Here is a 26,068-nt window from a genome sequence, read left to right as displayed (position 1 = left end):
GGGGAAGATGTTGTTCGGCGGGTTGGAATGTCAAGCGCCGCCGTCTCTTCGGCGCGCTGCGCCGGCGTCAGGCCACCCGGCTGTGCGACTCGATCGCGAATTCCGGATCGGCCTCGCAGATCACGCGGTTGCGGCCATTGCGCTTGGCGGCATAGAGGCAGGCATCCGCGCGCTCGATCAGCGTTTCGGTGTCATCGCCCTGCTTGAGCATGGAGACGCCGACGGAGATGGTGACGCGGCCGAGGATCTCGCCGGTCGATTTCTTCTTCAATTCCTTCGCCATCACGGCGCGGCGGATGTGATCTGCGACGGTGAGGGCCTGGCGCAGCGCCGTGTTGGGCAGCAGGACCGCGAATTCCTCGCCGCCATAGCGCGCGGTGATGTCCTGTCCCTTGATGGTCTGCTTCATGGAAAGGCCGACCAGCCGCAAGACCTGGTCGCCGGTGAGATGGCCGTAGGAATCGTTGAACGACTTGAAATGATCGATGTCGAACAGCAGCAGGGACAGCGGCTCGCCTGAGGCGAGCGCGCTCTGCACGGCCATGCCGATCATGCGATCGAAATATTTGCGATTGCCCAACCCCGTAAGCGGATCGGTCAGGCTTTCGGCGCGGATCGCCTCCAGGCTCTGCTGGAGATTGCTGATCTCGTTCTTGGACAGCGTCAGCCGGTCTTCCAGCGCCTTGTTGGTCTCGCGCATCTCGCTGGTCGAGCGCAGCAGAGTCTCGACGATCGACTTGATCTGGTCGCGGTTCTTGGCCGTCGACAGTTTCTCGGCCGCGCCCGACAGGCTGGCATCGTAGGAGCCGGTCACCCCGAGCGCTTCGCTCAGCACCTTCATCACGTCGTCGATCTCGCCGATGACGCGTGCGCCGACCTTGTCGATGCGGTCGGTGGTCTTGATGTGGGAAAGATAGGTCTCGTAGATCTGCTCGAGATCGCCTTCGGTCAGCTTGCCGTGGCGCGCCAGCGTCTCGTTGATGATCTTGTTGAGCGGTGCGTTGTAGCCGGTGGCGTAGACGTACCAGATCTCGTAATTGCGGGGAATTGCGGTCTGTCGAAGCGAACGGATCTGACCGAGAGCCACTTCGGCGAACGCCATCGTGCGTTCGTGTTCGTCGAGCACCTTGACCACGGAACATACCCCACAGCGGTCGGTGCGCCATCGACCGCAGCAATGCTTAAATTATGTTCGTAGGCTAACGGACGATCGTGAACGCACTGTAAACAGACGTTCGCGAATGCATCAGAAAAAGTGTGAGACGGCTCCGCTCAACCGGACCTGAATCGCGCCGGCGCGTCAGGCGCCGGCGGGAGAACGCACCGGCCGGAGCAGAAACGCCGGAAGGTGCGAATGATCGCCGGGCTCGGTATCGACCTCGCGCTGGCGGCGCGGCTCGGGGCGGCCGATCGACGGTACATGCGATGCATTGGCCTGCTGGCGCGAGCCATGACGCGGTTCGGATGATTGCCTGGCTTCACGCGGAGCCCTTGCCTCGCGTGCTGGCCGTGCTTCGGCCGAAGGCCGTGTTTCGGAAGCGTGTCTTGCCTCGCCACGCGCCTCGCGCGGCTCGTGGCTGCGCTCACGATCGCGACCGCCGCGCTGCGGCTTGCCGCGTCCGCCGCGCGAACGCTCGCGGCCGCGCTGCTCGCGCGGGCGCTCGGCCGCATCGCCGGCTTCGGCGTGGACCTCGTAATCGCCCTCGGCGCGCGGAATGCTCTGGCCGATCAGCTTCTCGATCGCCACCATCGACTTCTGGTCGAGCGGCGTGACGATCGAGATCGCGGTACCGGTGCGGCCAGCACGGCCGGTGCGGCCGACGCGATGGACGTAGTCGTCTGGATGATGGGGGACGTCGAAATTGAAGACGTGGCTGACTTCGGGAATGTCGAGGCCGCGGGCCGCGACGTCGGAGGCGACCAGCAGCGGCAGCTCACCCTTGCGGAATTGTTCGAGCGCCGCCATGCGGGCCGGCTGGTCCATGTCGCCGTGCAACGCGCCGACGCTGAAGCCGTGCTTCTGGAGCGATTTGTGAACGATCGCGACCTCGCGCTTGCGATTGCAGAAGATGATCGCGTTCTTGAGATCCTTGGCCTCGCGCAGCAGGCGGCGAAGCAATTCGCGCTTCTCATGCGCCTCGCGCCCCGCAGGCACCTGTGACTGCGTGACGGTCACGGCGGTGGTGGCGGGCTTGGAGACTTCGACCTTCTGCGGGTTATGCAGGAAGGTCTCGGTGATGCGCCGGATTTCCGGCGGCAGGGTCGCGGTGAAGAACAGGGTCTGCCGCGTGAACGGGACGAGCTTGCAGACGCGCTCGATGTCGGGAATGAAGCCCATGTCCAGCATGCGGTCGGCTTCGTCGATGACGAGCAATTCGACGCCGGTGAGCAGGAGGCCGCCGCGCTCGGTGTGGTCGAGCAGGCGGCCGGGGGTGGCGATCAGCACGTCGACGCCGCGCGTCAGCTTGGCATCCTGGTCGCCGAAGGAAACGCCGCCGATCAGCAGGGCGACGTTGAGCTTCTGGCCGGCGCCGTAGCGGTCGAAGTTTTCCTTCACCTGCGCCGCGAGCTCGCGGGTCGGCTCCAGGATCAGCGTGCGCGGCATGCGCGCGCGGGCGCGACCCTTTTCGAGGATGGTGAGCATCGGCAGCACGAAGGCCGCGGTCTTGCCGGTGCCGGTCTGGGCGATGCCGAGCACGTCCTTGCGCGCGAGGACGTGGGGGATCGCCTGTTCCTGAATGGGGGTGGGGGTGGTGTAACCGGTGGCCGCCACTGCGGCGAGGACTTTTTCGGACAGTCCGAGATTTGAAAAGGACATTGAGCCTCTGGTCGAAACCGCCGTTCGGAATCGAGGGTAATTAAGGCTGTCGCGCTCCACCCCGAAACGGCGCGCTCTCAAAGAAGCTGGGGGTGCTGACACACGCGAACAAAGCGCCAGGCTCAGGAATCGGTCTTCGATCTGAGCCGCGTCGCCCCGGAACATAGGCAGGAATCGGCCAAAGTCAATGGAGCGGGCGCGGGAAGACCCTAAAAAACCTGAGGTTTTTGCCCAAATAGCGGGCCCGGCAGGGCTTTTCCGCTCGACCGTTGACCGGGCGATGGCTACCGGAGGGACGACTAAGCTCCGTCCGGCCCCTGCGCCCGGAAATCGCCGGGTGCCATTCCGTAGGCAGCGTTGAAGACCCGGTAGTAGGTCGCAAGGCTCTCGAAGCCGCAGGAGGTCGCGATATCGGCGATCAGCCGGTCCGGCGCCTCGCGCATCAGGCGGCGGCTCTGTTTCAGGCGTTTGTCCGTCACGGTCTGCGAGAAGCTCTTTGCCGCGGTCTCGAACAGCATGTGCAGGTGACGCACGGACACGCCGAGCTGGTCGGCCACCATCGTTGGCGCGAGGCCAGGGTCTTGCAGATGGCGCGCGATCAGGCGCCGCGCCTGCGAGAGCCGGGCGGTCCGCATCGCGGCCTGCCCGAGCCGGCTACCGGGGCGCACGATGCCGCGCTCGATCAGTGCCAGATGGGCCAGCGCCTGGACGAGGGAGGTCGCGTCGGTCGCCCCGGCTTGATCCGCAGCGGCCTCGTCGAGATCGGCGAAGCAGGCGCCGAGCAGGGGCGCCAGGCTCTGATCGCCGAACGTCCGGGGCGCAAGCTCGCGGATGCGCTTGTCCTGCGCCGGGATCGTGCTCACGGGGATCTTGAGGATCCGCAGGTGGAAGCCGCCCGCGCCAAGCGGGGCGGTGCGATAGGGCAGGTCGGTGTGGCTGGTGGCGAAGCTGCCGTTGGCGATCGCAAAGTCGCTGGTGCGCATCCCACCGAACCAGCCGCCGCTGCCGAGCTGCTGATAGACGCAGATGCTGTCGCCGGGCGCGTAGGCGATGTCGGAGTTGCTGCGCTCGACCGTGTACTGCGAGGCCTTCAGCTCGACGAGGCCGGCGCCGCCTAGCTGGCGCAGCGAGAATTCGCCGAAGAAGTCGCCGCGCCGTTCGCGCTCGAGCTCGGCGGTGACGCCGAACAGGCCTTTGGAGCGGACCTCGCGCCAATAGTCGAAGCGGTCATGCGGTTCGACTTCGTCAGTACACCATCGATACACGGCAGCCCCCGCTTGCAGCGCAACTGGCCTAGAAAAAGCAGATTCCGGAGGAATCTGCCATAGTCCAGATGATGGAACCGGAAGGCTGGCCGCGTTGAACCGCCGACATGGCTGGACCGACTATCATCAGCGGCAGTGGGTTCCAATGAACCACTGTTTGAGGAGCCGGCGGAGCGCCATTCTGCAACGGGAATTTTACGATGACGCGTCGGCTTTTCAGAATTCTGGCGGCCCTCGGCCTTGCGGTGGGCCTGAGCGGCGTCGCGCTTCCCGCACAAGCCGAGAAGCGCGTTGCACTCGTCGTCGGCAACAACGACTACAGGAACGTCCCTAAACTGCTCAAGGCGGTCAACGACGCCCGCACCATGGGCGATACGCTGAAGCAGCTCGGGTTCTCCGTGATGGTCGCCGAGAACCAGAGCCGGCAGCAATTCTCCGAGACGCTGCTCGCGTTCGACAGGGCGATCGAGCCCGGCGACACCGCATTCTTCTTCTACGCCGGCCACGGCTTCGAGATCGCGGGCCAGAACTACCTGCTGCCGACCGACGTGCCGGCGGCGACGGAAGGCCAGGAAGAGCTGGTGCGCGACGCTTCCATCCTGGCCGACCGCATCGTCGAGCGCCTTCAAAACAAGAAGGCGCGCACGTCGATCCTGGTGTTCGACGCCTGTCGCAACAACCCGTTCGAGCGCAAGGGCACCCGCGCGGTCGCCGGCGGCGGCGGGCTCGCACCGATGGTGCAGCTGCCCGAAGGCGTGTTCTCGGTGTTCTCCGCGGGTCCCCGCCAGACCGCGCTCGACCGCCTCTCCAACGACGACGCCAATCCCAATTCGGTGTTCACGCGCACCTTCGCCAAGGAGCTTCTCCAGCCCGGCGAGAACCTCGTGCAGGTGGCGCAGCGGACCCGCCGTCTCGTCAGCGAGATGGCCGGCACCGTCAAGCACAGGCAGGTGCCGGTCTATTTCGACCAGATGGTCGACGACGTCTTCCTCAGCGGCCCTGCCAAGGACACGGCGGCTGCTGCGCGCCCGGCCGATCCGCCGCCGCAGAAGCTCGCGGCGCTGCCGCCGGTGTCGGTGCCGCGTGTGCCGAAGGAAGAGACCACCAACGCGCCGATCGCGAGCTTCTCGCGGCACAATGGCGGCTGGAGCGTGGTGTTCTCGTTCGCCGACCCGACCCTCGGCATCTCCTGGCGCATGGCAGGCAATGGCGATTTCCGCGAGACCGGTTTTATCGACACGCTGGATCCGCGCACGCGCAAGCGGATGCCTAACCCGTCGATCGAATTGCCGTCGGATGCGCAGGCCGGCACCATCGAGGTCCGTTATGTCGATCAGTCCGGCGACATGCAGGGGCCATTCCCGATCAGGTTCGATCCCGAGGCCGCGCTGATCCGCGACCAGCGCAAGATCCTCGACATGACCGCGACGAGCTGGCTGTCATTCCGCGAGTTCAACGGGCTGCTCGTCTACTATACGCACCTGGTGTCCTACCGCTGCGCCATCCGCGAGGTCCGCATCGGCATCGACACCGCCGTTCCGAACCAGGTGTTGAAGATGCCGGGCTGCGACATGCGCGATCCCAGCGCGATCAGCGCCGGCATGCCGCTCTACATGAAGCTCGCCCCGGCTACGCAGTTCGTCTCGGTGGAGCTGACCTACCGGGACGGCAGTGTGTCGGAGATCAAGAGTTTTCGGGCCGCGAACCGCAGCAACAACTGAGTGGTTCTGTCGGCACGCACGGCGGCGAGCCAAGTTCCCGCGGGAACTCCCTTAGCCGCGACGCTTCCTGAAGAAGCGCTTGATGGAGTCGATCGCTTCCATCAAGGGCGGCGCAAGCGAGAAAAACGTCCCCATGGCGATCGAAATGATGACGTGGCGAAGCAGGAACTTCTCCTGCTCCTCGAACGGGTAGCCGTTCTGGTCGATCCGCGCCGGCGCGAGCGTGCCCGCGTCCTGCGGATCCGGCCTCCGCGGTTTGCGCGGCGGCAGCATGATCACAACGAAAAGCACGTTGATCAGCAGCCAAATGCCAAGCAGTATCAGTACGGTGCGCAACGTCAGTTCATCCTGAAATCAATCGAAATCATCAGCAACGCTACCGGCCATTTGGCATTGCGGCAAACCAATTCCGGCTTGCTGCACTGCACAGAAGACTAAAGTTGTAAACGAGGGCCTGATGACGGAATCGGATACGCCACGGCAGGCCGCGCGTCACTCCGTGAGAGCCCGGTGTTGCATCGTCGGCGGCGGGCCGGCCGGCATGATGCTCGGCTATCTCCTCGGGCGCGCCGGCGTTAACGTCGTGGTGCTGGAGAAGCACGCGGATTTCTTCCGCGACTTTCGCGGCGACACGGTGCATCCATCGACGCTCCAGGTGATGGACGAGCTAGGGCTTATCGACGCCTTCCTGAAACTGCCGCATCAGCGCCTGCAAAAGATGGACGGCCTGTTCGGCGGCACGCATGTGCGCATCGCCGATCTTCGCCGGCTCCACACGAAGTACCCGTTCATTGCGTTCATGCCGCAATGGGATTTTCTGAATTTCCTGCGCGAGGCAGGCCAACGCTTCGCCTCGCTCAAGGTGATGATGAATACGGAAGCCGTCGACCTGATCCGCCGCGGCGAGACCATCGCCGGCGTGCGAGCGATGACGCCGGAGGGGCCGGTCGACATCGAAGCCGATCTCACCATTGCCTGCGATGGCCGGCATTCGACGGTGCGCGAGCGTGCGGGGCTCAGCGTCGAGGAGATCGGTGCACCGATGGACGTGCTGTGGTTCCGCGTCGGCCGCAAGGCGGACGAGACCGAGAACCTGTTCGCGCGCGTCGAGCCCGGAAAGATGATGGTCACCTTCGACCGCGGCGACTATTGGCAGTGCGCCTATGTCATTGCGAAGGGACAATACGAGGCGGTGAGGGCGCGGGGATTGCAGGCAATGCTCGACGACGTCGTGCGCATGGCGCCGGTGCTCGGGAGCGGCATTGCCGATGTGAAGAGCTTTGACGACGTCAAGCTGCTGACCGTCGCGATCAACCGCCTGACGCGCTGGACGCGTCCGGGTCTGCTTTGCATCGGCGATGCCGCGCATGCGATGTCGCCGGTCGGCGGCGTCGGCGTCAACCTCGCCGTGCAGGATGCGGTCGCGACCGCCAATTTGCTGGCGGACAAGCTTCGGCACGGCTGCCCATCCGACGACGAGCTCGATGCCGTGCGCCGCCGGCGCGAGTTTCCGGTGAGGATGACGCAGCGCATGCAGGTGATCGTGCAGAACAACATCATCAGCGGCGCCTTGCAGGGCGGCGATCGGCCGCTGAAGGTGCCGCTGGTCGTGCGCCTGATCACTGCGCTGCCATGGCTCCAGGGCATTCCGGCGCGCCTGCTTGCAATCGGCGTGCGGCCCGAGCACGTGCAGTCCAAGGCCGCGCCTGCATCGTAGTCGAGGAATTCGGTAGGGATAATGTCGTGTTAAATCGCGCGCGGCGCGTTGCGTGCGTGCAACAGCGCAAACGGATTCATGGAGTGCAACCTGCCAATCCGGCGCCTTAACTTTCTTGATTCAAATTTGAGTAAGACCTGCGTGTGAGCGTGCACCCATCAAAGGACACGGGGTGTACCATGCGTAATAAATTGATTGCCGCCTTCGCCTGCACGACCGCTCTGGTTTCGACCGGCGCTGCCTCCGCCGCCGATCTCGGTGCGCGCTACACGAAGGCGCCCGCTTATGTCGAGCCGCTGTTCAACTGGACCGGTTTCTATGTCGGCGGTCACATCGGTGGCGCGTGGACCAACGAGCAGTTCATCAACAACGGGGTCGGCGCGCCGTTCGGCGATCTCGTTCCGGGCCAGGGCTATCGCCAGCGCGGCGCCGGCATCATGGGCGGCGCCCAGATCGGCTACAACTGGCAGGCCAACAACTACGTGTTCGGCATGGAAGGCACGATCTCCGGCCTGGACAACAAGGGTACGGTCGTCAACACCGCCTTCGGTGCCGGTGACGACATCTTCACCTGGCGCGCCAACGTGCTCGCGACCGTCGTCGGTCGCGCCGGCTTCGCCGTGCAGAACAACCTGTTCTACATCAAGGGCGGCTATGCCGGCGTGAACAACCGTCTCAACGTCAGCGACACGGTTGCCCCGTCGACGGGCAGCGGCGGTCAGACCCATTGGGCCAACGGCTGGACCGTCGGGGCCGGCTGGGAGTACGGCATCACCCGCAACTGGATCGTCGGCCTCGAGTATAACTACGCGGCCTTCGGCAGCCAGACCTATCAGCTCGGCGGCACTTCGGGTAACTACACCTTCGATGCCAAGCCGCGCGACATCCAGTGGGCCGTCGTGCGCGCGAGCTACAAGTTCGACGCGCCGACCATCGGCCGCTACTGAGCAACGAACGACCAATCAGCAAAAAAAGACGATCACTGCCAAATTCAAAAGCCCCGGCATCGCCGGGGCTTCTTTTTTGCGTGCGAGCTTTCTGCGTGCAGGACGGCCCTCAGGCCATCACCGAGAACCCGCCGTCGACAGGGATCGCGGTGCCCGTGACGAAGTTCGAGGCGGGCGAGGCGAGGAACACGGCGATGCCGGCGAAGTCATCGATGTCGCCCCAACGCCCCGCAGGCGTGCGCGCCAGCACGCGCTCGTGCAAGCCAGACACCTGCTGCCGCGCGCCGCGCGTGAGATCGGTGTCGATCCAGCCCGGCAGGATGGCGTTGACCTGAATGTTGTCGGGTGCCCAGGCATTGGCGCAGGCGCGTGTGTACTGCACGATGCCGCCCTTGCTCGCCGCATAGGCCGTCGCGAAGCTCGCGCCGAAGATCGACATCATCGAGCCGATATTGATCACCTTGCCGTTGCCGGACGCCTTCAACGCCGGATAGGCCAGCTTCGAGCACACGAAGGCGCTGGTGAGGTTGGTGTCGATCACCTTGTTCCATTCGTCGAGCTCGAGCTCGTGCGGCGGCTTCCGGATGCTCATGCCGGCATTGTTGATGAGGATGTCGATACGGCCGAGCTCCTTGACGACGCGGTCGATCATGGCTGCGACCGCCGCCTTGTCCGTGACGTCGGTGGTGACGGAAATCGCCTTCACGCCGCGCTGCCTGAGATCGGCAACCGCAGCGGCCGACTTGGTTTCGTTACGTCCGACCACGGCGATATCGGCGCCGGCATCGGCGAGTCCGTGGGCGAGGCCAAGACCGATGCCGCCATTGCCCCCTGTGACGATCGCGACTTTGCCGCGGAGATCGAACCGGTTGGATGTCATGTTTGTATTCCCTGGTTTCTTCTATTGGTTGCTCTGCCAGATCAGGACCAGGCCGAGGCCGGCCATGGCTGCGCCATAGCCGGCCCATTGCAACTGGTTGACCATGAAGCTCGACCGCGGCCAGGGGACGGTGCCCGTCCCCTGTCCGATCCAGAGCAGCCCGATGGCGAGGGCAAACAGGCCTGCGATCAGCAGAAATCTGCGCATGCATTCCTCCCCATTGGTCTGCTTCTGTCGCGTCCCCGGCATCAACGATTGCCGCGGCCACGAGAACTTATGGCCAGACTAGCCGTAGCTTCGGTTTGGATACAATGGCTGCGGATGCAGGGCCGCTGGGAGTATCCATGTCCGTGCGGAAGGCGATCTTCGGTAGCATCCTCGGCACCGCGGCTGCGGCCGCACTGGTCGCGGCCTATGCCGTCATTCCGCGTCATGCAGATCTGCGGGCGTTCGATCCGGCCGAGATGGCGCGGCTCGAGACCGCGATGTGGCGCGACTATTACGACAAGCGCTACGCCGTGCTGTTCTACCACCTCTACGATTCGACGCGGACGCAGTTCGGCTTTTCTCCGCTGAGGAGCTTGCAGATCGCGCTCAGCGCCGCCGAGGCCGCCAGGACGTTCCAGCCAACGCGGTCACGCCGGGAGGCCGATGCGGCGCTGCCAGCCCTCGTTGCGTACTACCGGGATTTTACACCGGCCGCGCCCATGGCATTCGACGTGGAGGAGGCCGCCCGTCTTGAGCTTGACTGGTGGCAGGCGTGGCGCAACGCGGCGGTCCCGCGCGACTATGGCCTCACCATCGCGCGTGGCAGCGCTGACCTACGGCAAGAGCGCGGACGATTCCGCCATCAGGCAGTTCGGCATCGCGCGGGCGGAGGCCATGGCGCTTCGCGATGCGCGGGGCGAGGCTGTCACCGAGACCGACTGGGCGGGGATCGAGAACAAGCTTGGAGAGGGGTACCGATCCTTGAAGGCGAGCGTCAGCCGCTGACTATCCGGCAACGAAAAAGCCCCGGACGATGCCGGGGCTTTGACGTCTGAAGGTTAGTTCAGATCAGTACTTCGCGACGACCGGACCGGTCCAGTTGAAGCGGTAGACCAGCGAGGTCGAGATCGTCTGGTTCCAGCTGTTGGCGCGGATGTCGCGGCCAACCAGCGTATTGCTGACGTCGAACAGTTCGTTCGAGGTCTTGGCGTTGTAGAAGGCCGACCGATACTCGGTCTTCATGAACCAGCCGGGCGAGGAGATGCCGAAGAAGTTCAGGCTGTTCTCGACACCGCCGCCGATGAACCAGCCGTTCCGGTTGTAGCTGTCGAGGTGGATACCAGCGGGAACGCCGGCCAAGGTCATGAAGTTGGTCTGGCCAAAGTGAGCGCCGGAGTAACCGCCGTTGACGTAGGTGAGGACGTTCGGAGCGGCCAGCCAGCCGAGGCGAATACCAGCGGCCCACGAGTCTTCCAGCTTCTGGCTGCCCGTGATGCCGGCGATCGGATCCTGGATGGTGGCGCGGATGCTGCCGAACTGACCGTCAGCGAACACGCCGGCGACCCAGGTGCTGTTGAACTGCCAGTCGTAGCCGAGACCGACGGTGCCGAACCAACCCGAACCGCCCTGGCGCTGGTCGATCGTCAGCGGAACCGCGCCGACCGTGGTCTGGACATGCTGGTCGGCGTTCGAGAGGCCACCGCCGCCACCGCCGAAGATGTAGAAGCCGGTCCAGTTGGCCAGGGGCGCCGCAACCGGGGCCTTCACGTAGGGACGGGAGGCCAGATCGGCGGCCGAGGCCGAACCGGTCATCGCCGCGACCGCGGTCAGAGCGAGCAAAATCTTCTTCATGTTAAAATCCCCAACCTTGGTCTTGCGTAGCAGGCGCGAGCGCACTGAAGTTCGTTTGATCTGATCCCCGGACTATAGACGTTTCCCGCCGAAATGCTGTTGCCGGACAGGCACAGTCGCCGGGAAACGCCGCCCGGCAGCGATTTCGGATCCGATCGTCGAAGCCAGAAATAATTCAATTATACCAGTTGGTTATGTCAATTTTCGAAGATCAGATTCAGGTAACTTCTCGTTAGCAAATTCGGCTTTGTCCGAAACGGCAGCAATCCCGCCTCAGCCTTGGCGCTCCTCTGGCGCGCTGAGTCGTTGGCCGAGTCGCCCGGTCCCAACGCGAGTCGGGCAATCCAGGAGGCCTGGCCGGCTGCCTTGCGGACCGAAAACAGAAAAGCCCCGGCGGGATGACCGGGGCCTTTGCTTGACGTTAGGGAACCGCTTCAGACGTCCAGCAGTTCCTCGCTGGCAAATTCGGCCTTGTCCGAGATGAACGCGAAGCGCGCCTCGGCCTTGGTGCCCATCAGCCGCTCTACCGAATCCGCCGTGGTGTCGCGGTCGTCGGCGAGCAGCACCACCTTGAGCAGCGTCCGCTTGCGCGGATCCATGGTGGTTTCCTTGAGCTGCGCCGGCATCATCTCGCCGAGGCCTTTGAAGCGGTTCACCTCGACCTTGGCGTTGGCGTTGAACGCGCTCTTGATCAGCTCTTCCTTGTGCTTGTCGTCGCGCGCGTAGACCGACTTCTGGCCGTGGGTCAGCTTGTAAAGCGGCGGCACGGCGAGGAAGAGGTGGCCTTCGTCGATCAGCTTCGGCATCTGCCGGTAGAAGAAGGTAATCAGCAGCGAGGCGATGTGCGCGCCGTCGACGTCGGCGTCGGTCATGATGATGATGCGCTGATAGCGCAGATCCTCTTCGCGATAGTGCAGGAGCTGGCCGCAGCCGATCGCCTGCACGAGGTCGGAGAGTTGGGCGTTGGCTGTCAGCTTGTCCTTGCCGGCGGAGGCGACGTTGAGGATCTTGCCGCGCAGCGGCAGCACGGCCTGGGTCTTGCGGTCGCGCGCCTGCTTGGCGCTGCCGCCTGCCGAGTCGCCCTCGACGATGAAGAGCTCGGAGCCTTCGGTGCCGGCATCGGTGCAGTCGGCGAGCTTGCCGGGCAGGCGCAGCTTCTTTCCGGCAGTTTTCCGCGCGGTCTCTTTCTCTTGCCGCCGCCGCAGCCGCTCCTCGGCGCGGTCGATCACGAAGTCGAGCAGCCGGTTGGCCATGTTCGGATTGCCCGAGAGCCAATGGTCGAACGGATCCTTCATCGCCTGTTCGACGATGCGCTGCGCTTCGGCGGTGGCGAGGCGATCCTTGGTCTGGCCCTGGAATTCGGGCTCGCGCACGAACACGGACAGCATCACGGCTGCGCCCACCATCACGTCTTCCGACGTGATGGACGAGGCACGCTTGCCCTGACCGACGCGCTCGGCGTGATCCTTCAGGCCGCGCAGCAGCGCGCTGCGCAAGCCGGATTCGTGCGTACCGCCATCGGGCGTCGGCACGGTGTTGGTGTAGGAGGACAGGAATCCGTCGGCATCCGCGGTCCAGGCGACGGCCCATTCGCAGGCGCCATGCGCGCCGTTGCGGCCCGATTTGCCGGAGAAGATGTCGGGATGCACCAGCGTGTCGGCGTGGATCGCAGCGGCGAGGTAATCCTTGAGGCCGCCGGGGAAATGGAAGGTCGCTTCCGCCGGCACATCCTCGACGCCCTTCAAGAGCTCGGGCGCGCAATTCCAGCGGATCTCGACGCCACCGAACAAATAGGCCTTCGAGCGCGTCATCTTGAACAGGCGCTGCGGCTTGAACGCGGCCTTGGCGCCGAAGATGTCGGTGTCGGGCTTGAAGCGCACGCGCGTGCCGCGGCGGTTGTTGACCTTGCCGAGATCCTCGAGCTTGCCCTTCGGGTGCCCGCGCTCGAACGTCATGCGGTAGAGTTTCTGGCTGCGTGCGACCTCGACCTCGAGCAGCGAGGAGAGGGCGTTCACCACGGAGATGCCGACACCGTGCAGACCGCCGGAGGTCTCGTAGACCTTGGAGTCGAACTTGCCGCCCGAATGCAGCGTGCACATGATGACTTCGAGCGCCGACTTCTTCGGAAACTTCGGATGCGGATCGATCGGGATGCCGCGGCCGTTGTCGGTGACGGTCAGGAACCCATCGGCGCTGAGCTCGACTCCGATGAAAGTCGCGTGCCCGGCCAGCGCCTCGTCCATCGAGTTGTCGATGACTTCGGCGAAGAGGTGATGCAGCGCCTTCTCGTCGGTGCCGCCGATATACATGCCGGGCCGGCGCCGTACCGGTTCCAGGCCTTCGAGCACCTCGATATCGGCCGCGGTGTAGTCGGCTTCGCCGCCGCTTCCACGCGACGCCGTCTTGGCGGCCGCGCGGGACTTCGGCTCATCGCCGCCGAAAAAATCGTCTTTTGCTTTTGGCTTCAACTGCTTGGACATATATCTTGATGTTTTTTGAGGGCCGCATCAGCGGCGAATCGGTTAGGCCGACTATGCCACGGCTGACCTGTAAAGGTCACCGCAGGTCGGCCGGGCGGATGTGGGTGGGAGCCAATCCCGGCGATTTTACGCCGCAGGCTCGCCAATTCCCGGCAATTTGACGCCTTGGGCCGGTCCGGGCCGGGTTTTGTGACTTGATGTCACACAAGTCCTTGGCTTACCAGTCTTTTTATCTGACAGGGACCGTGACGGGGCGGGAAGGCGATCTGGAATGGAGCAGTACGCGCACGCACTCGCCGACTTTGTGCGTGCTCACCAGATTTGGGCGGCCCCGATCGTGTTCCTGCTGGCCTTCGGGGAGTCGCTCGCCTTCATCTCGCTGCTGGTCCCGGCCTGGGGCGCGCTGGTGGCGATCGGCGCTTTGATCGGGGCGAGCGGCATCAGCTTCTACCCTGTGTGGATCGCCGGCGGCATCGGTGCGGCGCTGGGCGACTGGGTCTCCTACTGGTTCGGCTACCGCTACAAGGAGCAGGTCGCCCAGATGTGGCCGCTCTCGCGCTATCCGGAACTGCTGCCCAGGGGCGAGGCCTTCGTGCGCAGCTGGGGGATTCCCAGCATCTTCATTGGCCGCTTTTTCGGCCCCTTGCGCGCCTCGGTGCCGCTTGCTGCCGGCATTTTCGAGATGCCGTACTGGAGCTTTCAGGCCGCCAATTTCGTCTCGGCGCTGGTCTGGTCGGCGGCGCTGCTCCTGTTCGGCGACGTCATCGCGCAGGTCATGGAATGGATCTGGCGCGCGATCTGACCGGGCAGCGATGGCCGCCCGGTCAGCGCGTACCGCAAAGCCTAAAGCGAGGCGTTCCAGATCGACGGGATCCAGCGATAGCCCGAACCGTCCTTTTCCTTCTCGACGCGGACGAGCCCCGGGAAGGCGGCGTGGAAAGCCTGGATCGGCATCTTCTCGGCGATCGCCATGTCGTACAGCTTGCGCCGTGTCTCTTGCGCCAGCGGCTTGTCGACATCGGATGCGATGTTCCATTCGGGGTGCTTGACGAATAGAAACGCCGCGCCTGCGGTGATGTCGACCTGCACCAGAACCTTCTCCGTGCCGGAGGCGACGACGAAGGAGTTGTGCCCCGGTGTGTGGCCCGGGCTTGCCACCGAGGTGATGCCGGGCGCGACTTCCTTGCCGGATTCGTATTGCGTGACCTTGCGGCCGAGCGCGTCGAACACGCGGCGGATGTTCTTGAAGTTGCTCTCGAGGATCGGATTGCCGGTCCCCTTGCTCATCTCTCCGTCGTCCATCCAGAACTTCCACTCCACCGCCGGCACCATGATCTCGGCGTTAGGGAAGGCCGGCTTGTTCTCGGCCGCGAGCAGGCCGTTGATGTGGTCGCCGTGGAAGTGGGAGATGATGACGGTGTCGACCGCGGAACGGTCGATGTTGGCGGCTGCGAGGTTGTTGTGGAACTGGCCGACCTTGCCCTTCGTCTGCGTGAACTGGTCGGGTCCGAGACCGGTGTCGATCACGACAAGCTTCGGACCGGTGTTGACGACCACGGGATTGAAGGTGTGGGTGACCTTGTCGGTCGGCAGATGGTTCTCGGCGAAGATCTTGTTGATGTCGTCCTTCGATGCACCGGCTGCGTAATTGTCAGTCAAGTTGACGGTCGCGACGCCGTCGCAGACCACCGTGATCTGGTGGGTGCCGACATTGTAGCGATAGAAACTCGCATTCTGGGTCGCGGCCGGAGGCGCGGCGGCGCTCGCGGGCGAGGTCTTCACGAACGGCAGGAGCGCCGAGGCGGCGGCACCGGCCAGCGTTGCGCGACGGGTGATCTCGGTCATGTCGATGTCCTAAGGCTGTGTTGCGAAAGGCACGAGATCCGGCGAGGTTGTGGCGCGCCGGTCTTTCTCGGAAACCCCCATGCTTAAGGGAAATTCCGCTGCAGCCCCATGACATCAGTGCGGCATCCTGCCGTCATGAGGTGCGGCATCCTGCCCGCGACCGCCCCGGATTTGGACTTGACCCTGGAACCCTGTGGCCTTATAGCCGCGCGCCATGATCAACGCCGCGACCATCCTGTTCGCCCGTCGCCGCCGCCGCTCCTTAGCGGTTTGGGCGGTCGATCGCGTTTGAGATCATCGTCTTTGCCGCTGGATCCGATCCGCGGCATTCTCTCTCCTGTCAGCGCGATCTGATCCGGCGGCCCCCCAAGGAGGCCCAGCAGGAGACCACGATGTACACGCCACCCTTTTTCAAGCAGGACCGCGCCGCGAGCCTGAAATTCGCAGAAGAGCGCGGCTTCGGCACGATGTGCGCCTTCGATGGCCACAAGCCGGTCGCTTCCCCGCTGCCGTTCTATCTGACTTACGCTGCCGACGGCACGCCGCAGGCCGCCTTTCATGTCGCCCGTCACAATCCGCTGCTAAAGCAGGCGGATGGCTCGGCGTCCTGGCTGCTCGCGGTCAACGGGCCCGATGCCTATGTATCGCCCGACTGGTACGTCTCGCCGGATCAGGTGCCGACCTGGCTCTACCAGTCGGTGCATCTGAGCGGGCCGGTGCGGCTCCTGTCGGACGGCGAGCTGGCGGTGCAGATCGACACGCTCAGCGACAAGTTCGAGAACTGGTTGCTGCCGAAAAAGCCGTGGACGTCCGACAAGATGACGGCAGGCCGGCTGGAAGCGATGAAGAAGGGAATCGTGGGTCTGGTCATGACGGTTGAAGAGGTCGAGGGCAGCTTCAAGCTCAACCAGCACAAGTCCGACGCCGACTATACGGCGATCGCCAACGCGCTCGGTGCGCAACCCGCTGCCGACGCCAGAGAGATTGCACAACTGATGCAGGACGTGAGGCCGGAAGCCTTCGCGAACGAAACCAATTTGCTTGAAAGGAGCGTGCCATGAGCCTCGCCGAGACCACGAAAGCCCCGACCACCGGCGCTGCGAAAAAGCCGGCCACCGTCTTCGTCGACGGCGGCTCCGGCACCACCGGCCTCGGCATCAACGAACGGCTGAAGCTTCAGGACGACGTGGTCGTGAAGACGATCGCCGACGACAAGCGCAAGGACCCCGCGGCCAAGAAGGCGCTGATGGAGGAGGTTGATCTCGTCATCCTCTGCCTGCCCGACGATGCCGCGAAGGAAACGGTCGCACTGGTCGACAGCATGGGCGCTGCGGGCCCGAAGGTGCTGGACGCCTCGACCGCCTACCGGGTCGCGCCCGACTGGGCCTATGGCTTTGCGGAGCTGACGCCGGACCAGGCCGGCAAGATCAAGGCCGCCAGGAAGGTCTCCAATCCCGGCTGCTATCCGACCGGCGCGATCGCGCTGCTGCGGCCGATCGTCGATGCCGGTCTGTTGCCTCCCGACCATCCCGTCACCGTCAACGCGGTGAGCGGCTATTCCGGAGGCGGCAAGTCGATGATCGCAAGCTTCGAAGACGGCAGCGCGCCGTCCTTCGAGCTCTACGGTCTCGGCTTCGAGCACAAGCATCTGCCTGAGATGCAGCTCTATTCGAACCTGACGCGGCGGCCGATCTTCATTCCCTCGGTCGCAAACTACCGGCAGGGAATGCTGGTGTCGGTGCCGCTCCAGCTCGACACGTTGCCGGGCAAGCCCGGCGGTGCCGACCTCCAGGCCGCGCTCGCAAAGCGCTATGCCGGTTCGAAGTACGTCTCGGTGATGCCGCTCCAGAACGAGGCGACCAAGGGCGGCAAGCTCGAGCCGGAGGCGCTCAACGAGACCAACATGCTCGAGCTCTACGTCTTCGCCAGCGACAAGTATCACCAGGCGGTGCTGGTCGCCCGGCTCGACAATCTCGGCAAGGGCGCCTCGGGTGCGGCCGTGCAGAACATGCGGCTGATGCTGGGCTTGCCGGAGGAGTAGGGAGCTTCCGCGACCCGCCATGGTCGGGCATGGCCGTCGGAATGACGGCGTCGCTTCCGTTCGCCTATGTCCCGGCCATCCACGCGTTACCGCGATCAGGAAAGAACGTGGATGCCCGGGACAGGCCCGGGCATTACGGCCGTGAGCGCGGTTTCAAAACACCTTGAAGATCGCCAGCGCCAGCACGGCCTGGGCGAGGAAGCCGACGGTGAAGGCCAGCGTGCGGAACACCGGGATGCCGAGCGCGTAGACGATCAGATGCGCGACGCGAGACCAGAAATAGACGGCGCAGGCGAGCACGGTCCATTTCGAGGAATAGTCGATCGCGTTCAGGATCAGCACCAGCGGCGCGAAGAGCACGAGGTTCTCGACGGCGTTGTCATGCGCGAACATCAGGCGGTTCGCCCACTCCGCCTGCGGCTTGTCGGTGCGCGAGGGATTGGCCATCGCGCCACTGAGACCTCGAACCTGGCAGCGGTTGATGGTGTAGGGAATCCAGAGGATTCCGGTCAGGATCACCGTCAGTGTCAGCCAGAACAATTCGCGCGTCATAACCCGGTCCCCCTCTGTCGTCGCTGTGTTGAACGCGAGATTATACAAGCGCGCAGGATTGCGCCATGCGCAAAGAAATCCCGCTAGGCGCGAACCCTGACATAGCTGCCGGGCGCGTCCTCGATCGGGGGCAGGGCCTCGCTGCCGACCACGCGCGCCGGGACTTCCTCGGGATCGAGCCCGCCCAGCCATTCGCGCCAGTCCGGCCACCACGAGCCCTTGTGCTCCACCGCGCCCTTCATCCACTCGGCGACGCTGACGTCCTTGACGTTGTCGTTGGTCCAGTACTGGTACTTGTTCGAGGCGGGCGGGTTGACCACGCCGGCGATGTGGCCGGAGCCGGACAGCACATATTTCACCGGGCCGCCGAAGAACTGCGAGCCGTACAGCACCGATTCCGCCGGCGCGATGTGGTCCTCGCGGGCGGCGAGGTTGTAGACGGGCACCTTGACCTTGGAGAGGTCGAGCAGCGTGTTGTCGAGCACCATGGTGCCGGTGGAGAGCCGGTTCTCCAGGTAGCAGTTGCGCAGGTAATAGGAATGGTTCGACGCGGTCATGCGCGTCGCATCCGAATTCCAGTGCAAGAGGTCGAACGCGCTCGGTTGCTGGCCCTTCAGATAGTTGCTGACGACATAGGACCAGATCAGATCGTTGGAGCGCAGCATGTTGAAGGCCATCGCCATTTTCGAGCCTTCGAGCACGCCGGCGGCCTTCATGTCCTGCTCGAGGGCGGCGATCTGGTCCTCGTCGACGAACACCAGGAGATCGCCGGCATGGGTGAAGTCGACCTGCGCCGCGAAGAACGTCGCCGACGCGACGCGCTGGCGGCGCTTCTCGGCAAGCCAGGCCAGCGTGGTCGCGAGCATGGTGCCGCCGACGCAATAGCCGGCGGTGTGCACCTTCATCTCGCCGGTGACCTTCTCGATCACGTCCATTGCCGTGAGCGGGCCCTCCTTCATGTAGTCTTCCCAGCTCTTGGCTCCGAGCCGCTTGTCGGGATTGACCCATGAGATCACGAACACGGTGATGCCCTGGTCGACGCACCACTTGATGTAGGACTTCTCTGGCTTGAGATCGAGAATGTAGAACTTGTTGATCCAGGGCGGCACGATCAGGAGCGGCGTGCGCAGCACGTTCTCCGTGGTCGGCGAATACTGGATGAGCTGCATCATCTCGTTCTGGTAGATCACCTTGCCCGGCGTCGTCGCCATGTTGACGCCGACGACGAGATTGTCCGGATTGGACTGGCGGATCTTCAGCATGCCCTTGCCGGCGGCGATGTCCTCGGCCAGCATCTTCAGTCCGCGCGCGAGGTTCTCGCCGCTGCTCGCCACCGTCTCGCGCAGCACTTCCGGATTGGTCAGCACGAAGTTGGACGGCGAGATCGCGTTGGTGACCTGCTGGACGTAGAACTCGGCCTTGCGGCGGGTCTGCGGATCGAGCCCGTCGGCATCGCGGACCAGCTCCTGCGCCCATTTGGTCGTGAGCAGATAGAGCTGCATCATGAAATCGAAGAACTGGTTCGACTTCCATTCCGGATCGGCAAAGCGCTTGTCGCGCGGCGAGGGTGCGATCGCGGGCGGGGCGTCCTGGCCGGCCATGCGGCGCGCCGCCGAGCCCCAGAGGTCGAGATAGTCCTTGGCGAGCTTGGTCTGCAGATCCGACGCGCGGGACGTATCCGACAGCCAGTATTCGGCGACCGACGTGAAGGTCTTGACCACTTCCGTAAGCTCGGCCGGCGGGCGATCCTGCACCTCGCCGCTCTCGCGTGGCTTCAGATACGCGGCGAGCGCCTTGCCGCCGCTCTCCATCGCCTGCGCGACATTCATCGCGAAGGCTTCCGCGTCGAACTTCGTCTCGGATCTGGGTGTGTCGGTCGTGGCGGTACTCATGAGCAGAACAGTAACAATTCATTCCGTATTCGTCACCGCGAAGCTCGCATGTTTGGCGTTAAACACTCTCGAAGATGTGCTGCAGTGCGACAAATTTTCTTGGTTCCGTCACAATCGAGCCGCACCACTCGGCTTGGTGGTCTTGGGCTATTTTCTCGCTCACACCATTTGGGCAGCAATGGTTTGAGCTTGGGCGCGGACTTGGGTAAGGGTTGCCCGGGGCCGTGCTTTGGGACGAGTAGGGGATTTCCCAAGTGTTGGCGATGAGGGACCTGCAAAAGTCGCTGCTGATCTGCGGCGCGCTGCTGAGTGCGGCGTTCGCGCTCGGTGGCTGTTCGAGTCAGCTCGCGGATATGACGCCCGCGGACGCGCAGGTGCATCCCAGGGAGCCCGGCAGCTACCTGCCGGTGCACGACCTCCCGCCGGATCGCGATCAAGCGGTCATCCCGCCGGACCAGCGCGCCAAGATCGAGGCCGAGCTCGCCGCCGCGCGCGATCGCCAGGCGGTCGCCGCCAAAGACGCGAAATGAGGCGGTGCAAGGTAATCGCTGGCGCCCCCGTCTTGCCGTGCTAAAAGACCAAAGTTCAGCCGAGAGTCAGGGCGAAGGCGTTCAGCCCCAGTCGCCGAAAATCGCTCCAAGTATTTGATTTTGAGCGATTTTCGCGCAAAGGGGCGGTTGCTTTTTCGATTGGCATGATCGCCTTTCGATTCTGTTCTGACCGGTTGCCCGGAGCCCAGAGAGCCATGGACGAGTTTTACCGCATCCGCCGCCTTCCGCCTTACGTGTTCGAGCAGGTCAACCGGGCCAAGGCGGCCGCGCGGAATGCCGGCGCCGATATCATCGACCTCGGCATGGGCAATCCGGACCTGCCGGCGCCCGCGCATGTGCTGGAGAAGCTGAAGGAGACGCTGGGCAAGCCGCGCACCGACCGCTACTCGGCCTCCCGCGGCATCCCCGGGCTGCGCCGGGCCCAGGCCGCTTATTACGCCCGCCGCTTCGGCGTGAAGCTCAACCCCGACACCCAGATCGTCGCGACACTCGGTTCGAAGGAGGGCTTTGCCAATGTGGCGCAGGCGATCACCGCGCCCGGCGACGTCATCCTCTGCCCGAACCCGAGCTACCCGATTCACGCCTTCGGCTTCTTGATGGCGGGCGGCGTGATCCGCTCGGTACCCTCCGAGCCGACGCCGCAATTCTTCGAGGCGGTGGAGCGGGCGATCGTGCATTCGATCCCGAAGCCGCTCGCGCTCGTCGTCTGCTACCCGTCGAACCCGACCGCCTATGTCGCGAGCCTCGACTTCTACAAGGACCTCGTCGCGTTCGCGAAGAAGCACGAGATCCTGATCCTGTCCGATCTCGCCTATGCGGAAGTCTATTTCGACGAGAACAACCCGCCGCCCTCGGTGCTCCAGGTGCCCGGCGCGATCGACGTCACCGTCGAGTTCACCTCGATGTCGAAGACCTATTCGATGGCCGGCTGGCGCATGGGCTTTGCGGTCGGCAATGACCGCGTGATCGCAGCACTTGCCCGCGTCAAATCCTACCTCGACTACGGCGCCTTCACGCCGGTGCAGGTCGCCGCGACCGCCGCGCTGAACGGCCCCGACGATTGCATCAAGGAGATGCGCGACACCTACCGCAAGCGCCGCGACGCGCTGGTGGAGTCGTTCGGCCGTGCCGGCTGGGAGATCCCGCCGCCGGAAGCCTCGATGTTCGCCTGGGTGCCGCTGCCGGAGGCCTTCCGCAGCGTCGGCAGCATGCAGTTCGCAACCCTGATGGTGGAGAAGTCAGGCGTCGCGGTCTCGCCCGGCGTCGGCTTTGGCGAGCATGGTGAAGGATATGTCCGCATCGCCATGGTGGAAAACGAGCAGCGGATCAGGCAGGCCGCGCGCGGCGTGCGCCGCTTCCTTGAAAGCGGCATCGAAACGTTGCACAACGTCGTTCCGCTCGCCAATCGGCGTTAAGTTTCTCTTCGGCAGGTTTTCTAAAGTATCATGGTTGCACCCCTGAAAGTGGGCATAGCGGGGCTCGGCACCGTGGGCGCCGAAGTTGTCCGTTTGATCGAGACCCAGGCCCGCGTGCTCGCGGGCCGCAGCGGCCGCGGCATTCGCGTCGTCGCCGTCACCGCGCGCTCGAAGGTGAAGAAGCGTGGCGTCGATCTGCGCGGCATCGAATGGGCCAGGGATCCCATGGCACTGGCCACGCATCCCGGCATCGACTGTTTCGTCGAACTGATGGGCGGCGCCGGCGATCCCGCTCTCTCTGCGGTCGACGCTGCACTGAATGCGGGCAAGTCGGTCGTCACCGCCAACAAGGCGCTGCTCGCCAAGCACGGCCTGAAGCTTGCCAAGGCCGCTGAAAAGCACGGCGGCGCGCTGAATTACGAGGCAGCGGTCGGCGCTGCGATCCCTGTCATCAAGACGTTACGCGAGGGTCTTGCCGGAACCGGCATCAATCGCGTCTACGGTATCCTCAATGGCACCTGCAATTACATCCTGACCCGGATGGAGCAGGAGGGGCTGTCCTTCGCCGAATGCCTCAAGGATGCGCAGCGGCTCGGCTATGCCGAGGCCAATCCGTCCTTCGACGTCGATGGCCATGACACCGCGCAAAAACTTGCCATCCTCGCCAGCCTCGCTTTCGGCACGAAAGTTGCTCAAAGCGCTGTGTATGTCGAAGGTATCTCATCCATCGCGCCGGAAGATCTGCGCGCGGCCGACGATCTCGGTTACCGGCTCAAGCTGCTCGGCGTCGCAGTTCGCACCGCCAAGGGCATCGAGCAGCGCGTGCACCCGACCATGGTTCCAAAGTCCTCCTCGATCGCGCAGGTGATGGGTGTCACCAATGCGGTCACGGTCGATGGCGAGGGCATTCCTCCGATCACGCTGGTCGGCCCCGGCGCCGGCGGTGCTGCGACCGCCTCCGCCGTGGTCGCCGACATCGCCGACGTTGCGCGCGGCATCCGCGCCAATCCGTTCGGCCGGCCGATATCGCATCTGCGCGACACCAGGAAAGCGCCGATGGAGCGCCACGAGGGCGGCTACTACATCCGCCTCCTGGCGCGCGATTTCCCGGGCACAGCGGCCGCGATCGCGACCCGGCTCGCGGAGCAGAAGATTTCGATCGAGTCGATCGTGCAGCGTCATCCCAATGGCGGCGCTGCGCCGACCGATGGCAAGGCGGTGCCCGTGCCCGTCATCCTGATCACCTATGCGACCCATGAGGACGCCGTGCGCCGCGCGCTCGCTGCCGTGCAGAAGGACAAGGTGATCAGCGGTCGGCCGCAGGTGATCCGGATCGAGAAGAACTGAGGCGGTTGTTCGTTCGAACGAACACCGGGCGTTGTGAGTTGATGCGGACGGAGATTTCCGTCCAGAACTGTTTCGAAGGAGTTAGCCGATGTCGACCCATATTTCAGTCCCGCCGCACGCGTTGCTCGAGCGCATTCTCACGCTGGAGATCGTGCGCGTGACGGAGCGGGCGGCGGTGTCGTCCGCGCGGCTGCGCGGACACGGCAATGAGAAGGCGGCCGACCAGGCCGCGGTGGACGCCATGCGGCGCGAGCTCAACAAGCTGCCGATCCAGGGCACCATCGTGATCGGCGAGGGCGAGCGCGACGAGGCGCCGATGCTCTATATCGGCGAGCAGGTCGGCCTGAAGGCCGGCCCCGAGGTCGACATCGCGGTGGATCCGCTCGAAGGCACCACGCTGTGCGCCAAGAACATGCCGGGTTCGATCGCCACCATGGCGATGGCCGACGGCGGCACGCTGCTGCACGCTCCTGACGTCTACATGGAGAAGCTCGCGATCGGTCCCGGCTACGACAAGGGTGTTGTCGAAATTGATGCATCGCCCGCCGACAACGTCCTCCGCCTCGCCAAGGCCAAGGGTGTCAAGCCTGACGGCATCACCGTTCTCGTGCTCGACCGTCCGCGCCATGCCGGCATCATCGAGAGCGTGCGCTCGACCGGCGCCGCCGTGCGCCTCATCACCGACGGCGACGTGGCCGGCGTGATCCACTGCGCCGACCCCGATAACACCGGCGTCGACATGTATCTCGGCACCGGCGGCGCGCCGGAAGGCGTGCTCGCGGCCGTCGCGCTGCGCTGCATCGGTGGCCAGATGCAGTGCCGCCTCATCCTCGATTCCGACGAGAAGCGCGAGCGCGCGGCGAAGATGGGCGTGAACGATCCCAAGATGATCTACGGCATCGAGGACATGGCGCGCGGCGACTGCCTGTTCGCCGCCACCGGTGTCACCACGGGCTCGCTGCTCTCGGGCGTGAAGTTCCGCAAGGACGGCGTCATCGAGACCGAGACGGTCGTGATGCGGTCCGTTACCGGCACCGTGCGCTACATCAAGGCCGAGCACCGCGAACTGGCGAAGTTCCACCTGGACTGATGTTCTCTGTCATTCCGGGGCGACGGGACCGCGCGAGGCGCGGCCCGGAGAACCCGGAATCTCGCGCCACAACTTCTGGATTCCGGGGGCGCGACGTCGTCGCGCCCCGGAATGACAACAAGAACAACCAGGGAAGCGCACATGTCCGATCTCTCCGCCGTCAAAGCCCTCGTCTTCGACGTGTTCGGCACGGTCGTCGACTGGCGCACCAGCCTGATCACCGACTTCATGTGGTGGGCAAGGGGCCGCGGGATCAGCGCCGACTGGACCGCCTTGGTCGACGGCTGGCGCGGCATGTACATGGCCTCGATGGACGACGTGCGCAAACATCCCGAGCGCGGCTACGTCATGCTCGATGATCTGCACCGCCGCTCGCTGGAGAAGCTGGTCGAGCAATTTTCGATCAAGGGCCTCACCGAAGCCGATCTCGATTACCTGACCAAGGGCTGGCATCGCCTCAATCCCTGGCCCGACAGCGTCGCCGGCCTGACCCGGCTGAAGACGAAGTTCGTCATCTCGCCGCTGTCGAACGGCAATGTCGCGCTGCTCACCAACATGGCGAAGTTCGCAGGTCTTCCTTGGGACCTGATCATGTCGGCCGAGCTGTTCGAGCACTACAAGCCCGATCCCGAAACCTATCTCGGCGCCGCGCGGCTCCTCTGCCTCAAGCCTGAAGAGGTGATGATGGTCGCCGCGCACAACGGCGATCTCGCGGCCGCGCAGAAGAACGGGCTGAAGACCGCGTTCGTGGCGCGACCGACGGAGTATGGGCCGCTTCAGAAGGTGGACTTCGAAGCGACCGGAAACTGGGATATTGTCGCCAGGGATTTTGGCGGCGTCGCCGACAGGCTGGGGTGCTAGACGCGGCCCGAACTTGTTTGGGTAACCGGATGGACCGACCCACGGGCATTGCCGCCGCTGATGCGATCAGCACGTATATTCTGGCGAAGGATGGCAACCGTCCTCAATTGATGACGCGAGCCTTCGTGGCGGACTGCGAGCTCGAAATGGTCGTCAAGACCGACGCCATTTCGTTTCCGAGTTCGGCCAACGGGCTTGAGCAGGTGACCCAGGTCCTGATCACCGGCTTCGGCGAGCAGTACGAGAATGTGCGCACATTTTGCCTGTCGCGTCCCGGCGCAGATCACTTGCCGCATTTCCGTTGCGATTGGCTGGTCGGGATGTCGGCGCGGCAGGGCGGCACCGTTCGCGTCGGCTGTGGGCATTACGGCTGGCATTTTGCCGGCGCCGATGATGGGCGCGTGAAGAAGCTCGTGATCGATATCGAGGTCATGTGCGTGCTTCCCGCCGGGGACGCCAAGCCGATCATGCGCTGGCTTGCCGCTTTGCCATATCCATGGTGCTCGGCTGTCCAGGCCAGCGCGGCTGTGCCGGATATCGATGCGCTACGGCCAATCGCGCGTTTCCTCGGCGGCCGGAACTGATCGGCGCGACCAATCCTCTCGGGACGACGAGTGACGAACACTCACCTCCGGCCGGCGGCGAGGGCTGCCGCTCGACGCGAGGGGCATACATGCGGTCTAGAGCGGCTCGCCAACATTGCACCGAGAGCAATGTTCTTATTGTACCGAGTTTTATATCGGATCATATTGCGGGCAATGAGCAAATTGCACCGGGGACGCCCGATGCCAACGGAGCGATGACAAT

The 26,068-nt window shown here is 64.4% G+C and carries 24 protein-coding genes; 13 read left to right on the top strand and 11 right to left on the bottom strand.

Features of this window, described 5'->3' with window-relative positions; translation table 11 throughout:
• Positions 1–67: 67 nt before the first annotated feature.
• The 3 genes from JQ627_RS09745 to JQ627_RS09735 all read right to left on the bottom strand — a co-directional run bounded on the left by JQ627_RS09745 (position 68) and on the right by JQ627_RS09735 (position 4,083).
• Positions 68–1,135, bottom strand: a complete 1,068-nt coding sequence (locus JQ627_RS09745; RefSeq protein ID WP_212483956.1) for a GGDEF domain-containing protein — start codon at positions 1,133–1,135, stop codon at positions 68–70.
• A gap of 165 nt (positions 1,136–1,300) precedes the next feature.
• Positions 1,301–2,818, bottom strand: coding sequence for a DEAD/DEAH box helicase (locus JQ627_RS09740; protein WP_212483955.1), 1,518 nt, complete (start codon positions 2,816–2,818; stop codon positions 1,301–1,303).
• A gap of 299 nt (positions 2,819–3,117) precedes the next feature.
• Complete coding sequence (locus tag JQ627_RS09735; protein WP_212483954.1) at positions 3,118–4,083, bottom strand: helix-turn-helix domain-containing protein; 966 nt, start codon at positions 4,081–4,083, stop codon at positions 3,118–3,120.
• 200 nt (positions 4,084–4,283) lie between these two features.
• Between JQ627_RS09735 and JQ627_RS09730 the strand changes: the two genes are divergently transcribed.
• A complete protein-coding gene (locus JQ627_RS09730) occupies positions 4,284–5,804 on the top strand; it encodes a caspase family protein (RefSeq protein ID WP_212483953.1) in 1,521 nt (506 codons plus the stop codon).
• 51 nt (positions 5,805–5,855) lie between these two features.
• Here JQ627_RS09730 and JQ627_RS09725 read toward each other — a convergent pair whose 3' ends face one another.
• A complete protein-coding gene (locus JQ627_RS09725; RefSeq protein ID WP_212483952.1) occupies positions 5,856–6,140 on the bottom strand; it encodes a hypothetical protein in 285 nt (94 codons plus the stop codon).
• 121 nt (positions 6,141–6,261) lie between these two features.
• Between JQ627_RS09725 and JQ627_RS09720 the strand changes: the two genes are divergently transcribed.
• Both JQ627_RS09720 and JQ627_RS09715 read left to right on the top strand, forming a co-directional pair.
• Positions 6,262–7,521, top strand: coding sequence for an FAD-dependent oxidoreductase (locus JQ627_RS09720; RefSeq protein ID WP_212483951.1), 1,260 nt, complete (start codon positions 6,262–6,264; stop codon positions 7,519–7,521).
• Between the two features lie 179 nt (positions 7,522–7,700).
• A complete protein-coding gene (locus tag JQ627_RS09715; protein ID WP_212483950.1) occupies positions 7,701–8,468 on the top strand; it encodes an outer membrane protein in 768 nt (255 codons plus the stop codon).
• Between the two features lie 109 nt (positions 8,469–8,577).
• On the opposite strand, the gene JQ627_RS09710 is transcribed toward JQ627_RS09715, so the two are convergent.
• Both JQ627_RS09710 and JQ627_RS09705 read right to left on the bottom strand, forming a co-directional pair.
• Positions 8,578–9,348 (bottom strand): SDR family NAD(P)-dependent oxidoreductase, encoded by a 771-nt coding sequence (locus tag JQ627_RS09710; RefSeq protein WP_212483949.1) that lies wholly within the window; start codon positions 9,346–9,348, stop codon positions 8,578–8,580.
• A 21-nt stretch (positions 9,349–9,369) separates the two neighbouring features.
• The gene (locus tag JQ627_RS09705) at positions 9,370–9,555 is read right to left on the bottom strand and encodes a hypothetical protein (protein WP_212483948.1); all 186 of its coding nucleotides are present in this window, start codon (positions 9,553–9,555) and stop codon (positions 9,370–9,372) included.
• Between the two features lie 137 nt (positions 9,556–9,692).
• On the opposite strand from JQ627_RS09705, the gene JQ627_RS09700 reads away from it, so the two are divergent.
• A complete protein-coding gene (locus JQ627_RS09700) occupies positions 9,693–10,391 on the top strand; it encodes a hypothetical protein (RefSeq protein ID WP_212483947.1) in 699 nt (232 codons plus the stop codon).
• A 13-nt stretch (positions 10,392–10,404) separates the two neighbouring features.
• Here JQ627_RS09700 and JQ627_RS09695 read toward each other — a convergent pair whose 3' ends face one another.
• Positions 10,405–11,187, bottom strand: a complete 783-nt coding sequence (locus JQ627_RS09695; RefSeq protein ID WP_212483946.1) for an outer membrane protein — start codon at positions 11,185–11,187, stop codon at positions 10,405–10,407.
• A gap of 434 nt (positions 11,188–11,621) precedes the next feature.
• Positions 11,622–13,667 (bottom strand): DNA topoisomerase IV subunit B, encoded by a 2,046-nt coding sequence (gene parE / locus JQ627_RS09690; RefSeq protein ID WP_212483945.1) that lies wholly within the window; start codon positions 13,665–13,667, stop codon positions 11,622–11,624.
• 271 nt (positions 13,668–13,938) lie between these two features.
• On the opposite strand from parE, the gene JQ627_RS09685 reads away from it, so the two are divergent.
• On the top strand, positions 13,939–14,469 hold the full coding sequence (locus JQ627_RS09685; RefSeq protein ID WP_212483944.1) for a DedA family protein: 531 nt from the start codon (positions 13,939–13,941) through the stop codon (positions 14,467–14,469).
• A 41-nt stretch (positions 14,470–14,510) separates the two neighbouring features.
• Here the strand turns inward: JQ627_RS09685 and JQ627_RS09680 are convergent, their stop codons facing one another.
• Positions 14,511–15,512 (bottom strand): MBL fold metallo-hydrolase, encoded by a 1,002-nt coding sequence (locus JQ627_RS09680; protein ID WP_212483943.1) that lies wholly within the window; start codon positions 15,510–15,512, stop codon positions 14,511–14,513.
• 392 nt (positions 15,513–15,904) lie between these two features.
• On the opposite strand from JQ627_RS09680, the gene JQ627_RS09675 reads away from it, so the two are divergent.
• Together JQ627_RS09675 and argC are read left to right on the top strand one after the other, a co-directional pair.
• A complete protein-coding gene (locus JQ627_RS09675; RefSeq protein WP_212483942.1) occupies positions 15,905–16,573 on the top strand; it encodes an FMN-binding negative transcriptional regulator in 669 nt (222 codons plus the stop codon).
• Positions 16,570–17,553: an N-acetyl-gamma-glutamyl-phosphate reductase gene (gene argC, locus JQ627_RS09670; protein ID WP_212483941.1), complete on the top strand. Its 984-nt coding sequence runs from the start codon at positions 16,570–16,572 to the stop codon at positions 17,551–17,553. Before JQ627_RS09675 ends, argC begins: the two co-directional genes overlap by 4 nt.
• A gap of 153 nt (positions 17,554–17,706) precedes the next feature.
• Here argC and JQ627_RS09665 read toward each other — a convergent pair whose 3' ends face one another.
• Together JQ627_RS09665 and JQ627_RS09660 are read right to left on the bottom strand one after the other, a co-directional pair.
• Positions 17,707–18,105, bottom strand: coding sequence for an MAPEG family protein (locus tag JQ627_RS09665; RefSeq protein WP_039149072.1), 399 nt, complete (start codon positions 18,103–18,105; stop codon positions 17,707–17,709).
• Between the two features lie 83 nt (positions 18,106–18,188).
• A complete protein-coding gene (locus tag JQ627_RS09660; protein ID WP_212483940.1) occupies positions 18,189–19,997 on the bottom strand; it encodes an alpha/beta hydrolase in 1,809 nt (602 codons plus the stop codon).
• A gap of 254 nt (positions 19,998–20,251) precedes the next feature.
• Here JQ627_RS09660 and JQ627_RS09655 point away from each other — a divergent pair, with 254 nt between their 5' ends.
• The 6 genes from JQ627_RS09655 to JQ627_RS09630 all read left to right on the top strand — a co-directional run bounded on the left by JQ627_RS09655 (position 20,252) and on the right by JQ627_RS09630 (position 25,845).
• Positions 20,252–20,527, top strand: a complete 276-nt coding sequence (locus JQ627_RS09655) for a hypothetical protein (RefSeq protein WP_409363802.1) — start codon at positions 20,252–20,254, stop codon at positions 20,525–20,527.
• A 215-nt stretch (positions 20,528–20,742) separates the two neighbouring features.
• Positions 20,743–21,963, top strand: coding sequence for an LL-diaminopimelate aminotransferase (locus JQ627_RS09650; RefSeq protein ID WP_212483939.1), 1,221 nt, complete (start codon positions 20,743–20,745; stop codon positions 21,961–21,963).
• Between the two features lie 30 nt (positions 21,964–21,993).
• Positions 21,994–23,310 carry a homoserine dehydrogenase gene (locus JQ627_RS09645; RefSeq protein WP_212483938.1) on the top strand — a complete coding sequence of 439 codons (1,317 nt, stop codon included), beginning with the start codon at positions 21,994–21,996 and terminating at the stop codon, positions 23,308–23,310.
• An 88-nt stretch (positions 23,311–23,398) separates the two neighbouring features.
• Positions 23,399–24,400: a class II fructose-bisphosphatase gene (gene glpX, locus JQ627_RS09640; RefSeq protein ID WP_212483937.1), complete on the top strand. Its 1,002-nt coding sequence runs from the start codon at positions 23,399–23,401 to the stop codon at positions 24,398–24,400.
• Between the two features lie 141 nt (positions 24,401–24,541).
• Positions 24,542–25,261, top strand: a complete 720-nt coding sequence (locus JQ627_RS09635; protein ID WP_212483936.1) for a haloacid dehalogenase type II — start codon at positions 24,542–24,544, stop codon at positions 25,259–25,261.
• Positions 25,255–25,845: a hypothetical protein gene (locus tag JQ627_RS09630; protein WP_312015747.1), complete on the top strand. Its 591-nt coding sequence runs from the start codon at positions 25,255–25,257 to the stop codon at positions 25,843–25,845. The genes JQ627_RS09635 and JQ627_RS09630 overlap by 7 nt, the downstream gene beginning before the upstream one ends.
• The last annotated feature ends 223 nt before the right edge of the window (positions 25,846–26,068 follow it).

It is taken from the genome of Bradyrhizobium liaoningense (assembly GCF_018130785.1).
In the GTDB taxonomy this organism is placed as follows: domain Bacteria; phylum Pseudomonadota; class Alphaproteobacteria; order Rhizobiales; family Xanthobacteraceae; genus Bradyrhizobium; species Bradyrhizobium liaoningense_A.
Note: the sequence above shows the minus strand (reverse complement) of the source record. Positions and strands in the feature narration are given on the sequence as shown.

Coding starts and splice junctions, on each gene's coding strand:
- JQ627_RS09740 (WP_212483955.1), bottom strand. CDS start 2,818: ATGTCCTTTTCAAATCTCGGACTGTCCGAAAAAGTCCTCGCCGCAGTG.
- JQ627_RS09730 (WP_212483953.1), top strand. CDS start 4,284: ATGACGCGTCGGCTTTTCAGAATTCTGGCGGCCCTCGGCCTTGCGGTG.
- JQ627_RS09720 (WP_212483951.1), top strand. CDS start 6,262: ATGACGGAATCGGATACGCCACGGCAGGCCGCGCGTCACTCCGTGAGA.
- JQ627_RS09715 (WP_212483950.1), top strand. CDS start 7,701: ATGCGTAATAAATTGATTGCCGCCTTCGCCTGCACGACCGCTCTGGTT.
- JQ627_RS09710 (WP_212483949.1), bottom strand. CDS start 9,348: ATGACATCCAACCGGTTCGATCTCCGCGGCAAAGTCGCGATCGTCACA.
- JQ627_RS09705 (WP_212483948.1), bottom strand. CDS start 9,555: ATGCGCAGATTTCTGCTGATCGCAGGCCTGTTTGCCCTCGCCATCGGG.
- JQ627_RS09700 (WP_212483947.1), top strand. CDS start 9,693: ATGTCCGTGCGGAAGGCGATCTTCGGTAGCATCCTCGGCACCGCGGCT.
- JQ627_RS09695 (WP_212483946.1), bottom strand. CDS start 11,187: ATGAAGAAGATTTTGCTCGCTCTGACCGCGGTCGCGGCGATGACCGGT.
- parE (WP_212483945.1), bottom strand. CDS start 13,667: ATGTCCAAGCAGTTGAAGCCAAAAGCAAAAGACGATTTTTTCGGCGGC.
- JQ627_RS09685 (WP_212483944.1), top strand. CDS start 13,939: ATGGAGCAGTACGCGCACGCACTCGCCGACTTTGTGCGTGCTCACCAG.
- JQ627_RS09680 (WP_212483943.1), bottom strand. CDS start 15,512: ATGACCGAGATCACCCGTCGCGCAACGCTGGCCGGTGCCGCCGCCTCG.
- JQ627_RS09675 (WP_212483942.1), top strand. CDS start 15,905: ATGTACACGCCACCCTTTTTCAAGCAGGACCGCGCCGCGAGCCTGAAA.
- argC (WP_212483941.1), top strand. CDS start 16,570: ATGAGCCTCGCCGAGACCACGAAAGCCCCGACCACCGGCGCTGCGAAA.
- JQ627_RS09665 (WP_039149072.1), bottom strand. CDS start 18,105: ATGACGCGCGAATTGTTCTGGCTGACACTGACGGTGATCCTGACCGGA.
- JQ627_RS09660 (WP_212483940.1), bottom strand. CDS start 19,997: ATGAGTACCGCCACGACCGACACACCCAGATCCGAGACGAAGTTCGAC.
- JQ627_RS09650 (WP_212483939.1), top strand. CDS start 20,743: ATGGACGAGTTTTACCGCATCCGCCGCCTTCCGCCTTACGTGTTCGAG.
- JQ627_RS09645 (WP_212483938.1), top strand. CDS start 21,994: ATGGTTGCACCCCTGAAAGTGGGCATAGCGGGGCTCGGCACCGTGGGC.
- glpX (WP_212483937.1), top strand. CDS start 23,399: ATGTCGACCCATATTTCAGTCCCGCCGCACGCGTTGCTCGAGCGCATT.
- JQ627_RS09635 (WP_212483936.1), top strand. CDS start 24,542: ATGTCCGATCTCTCCGCCGTCAAAGCCCTCGTCTTCGACGTGTTCGGC.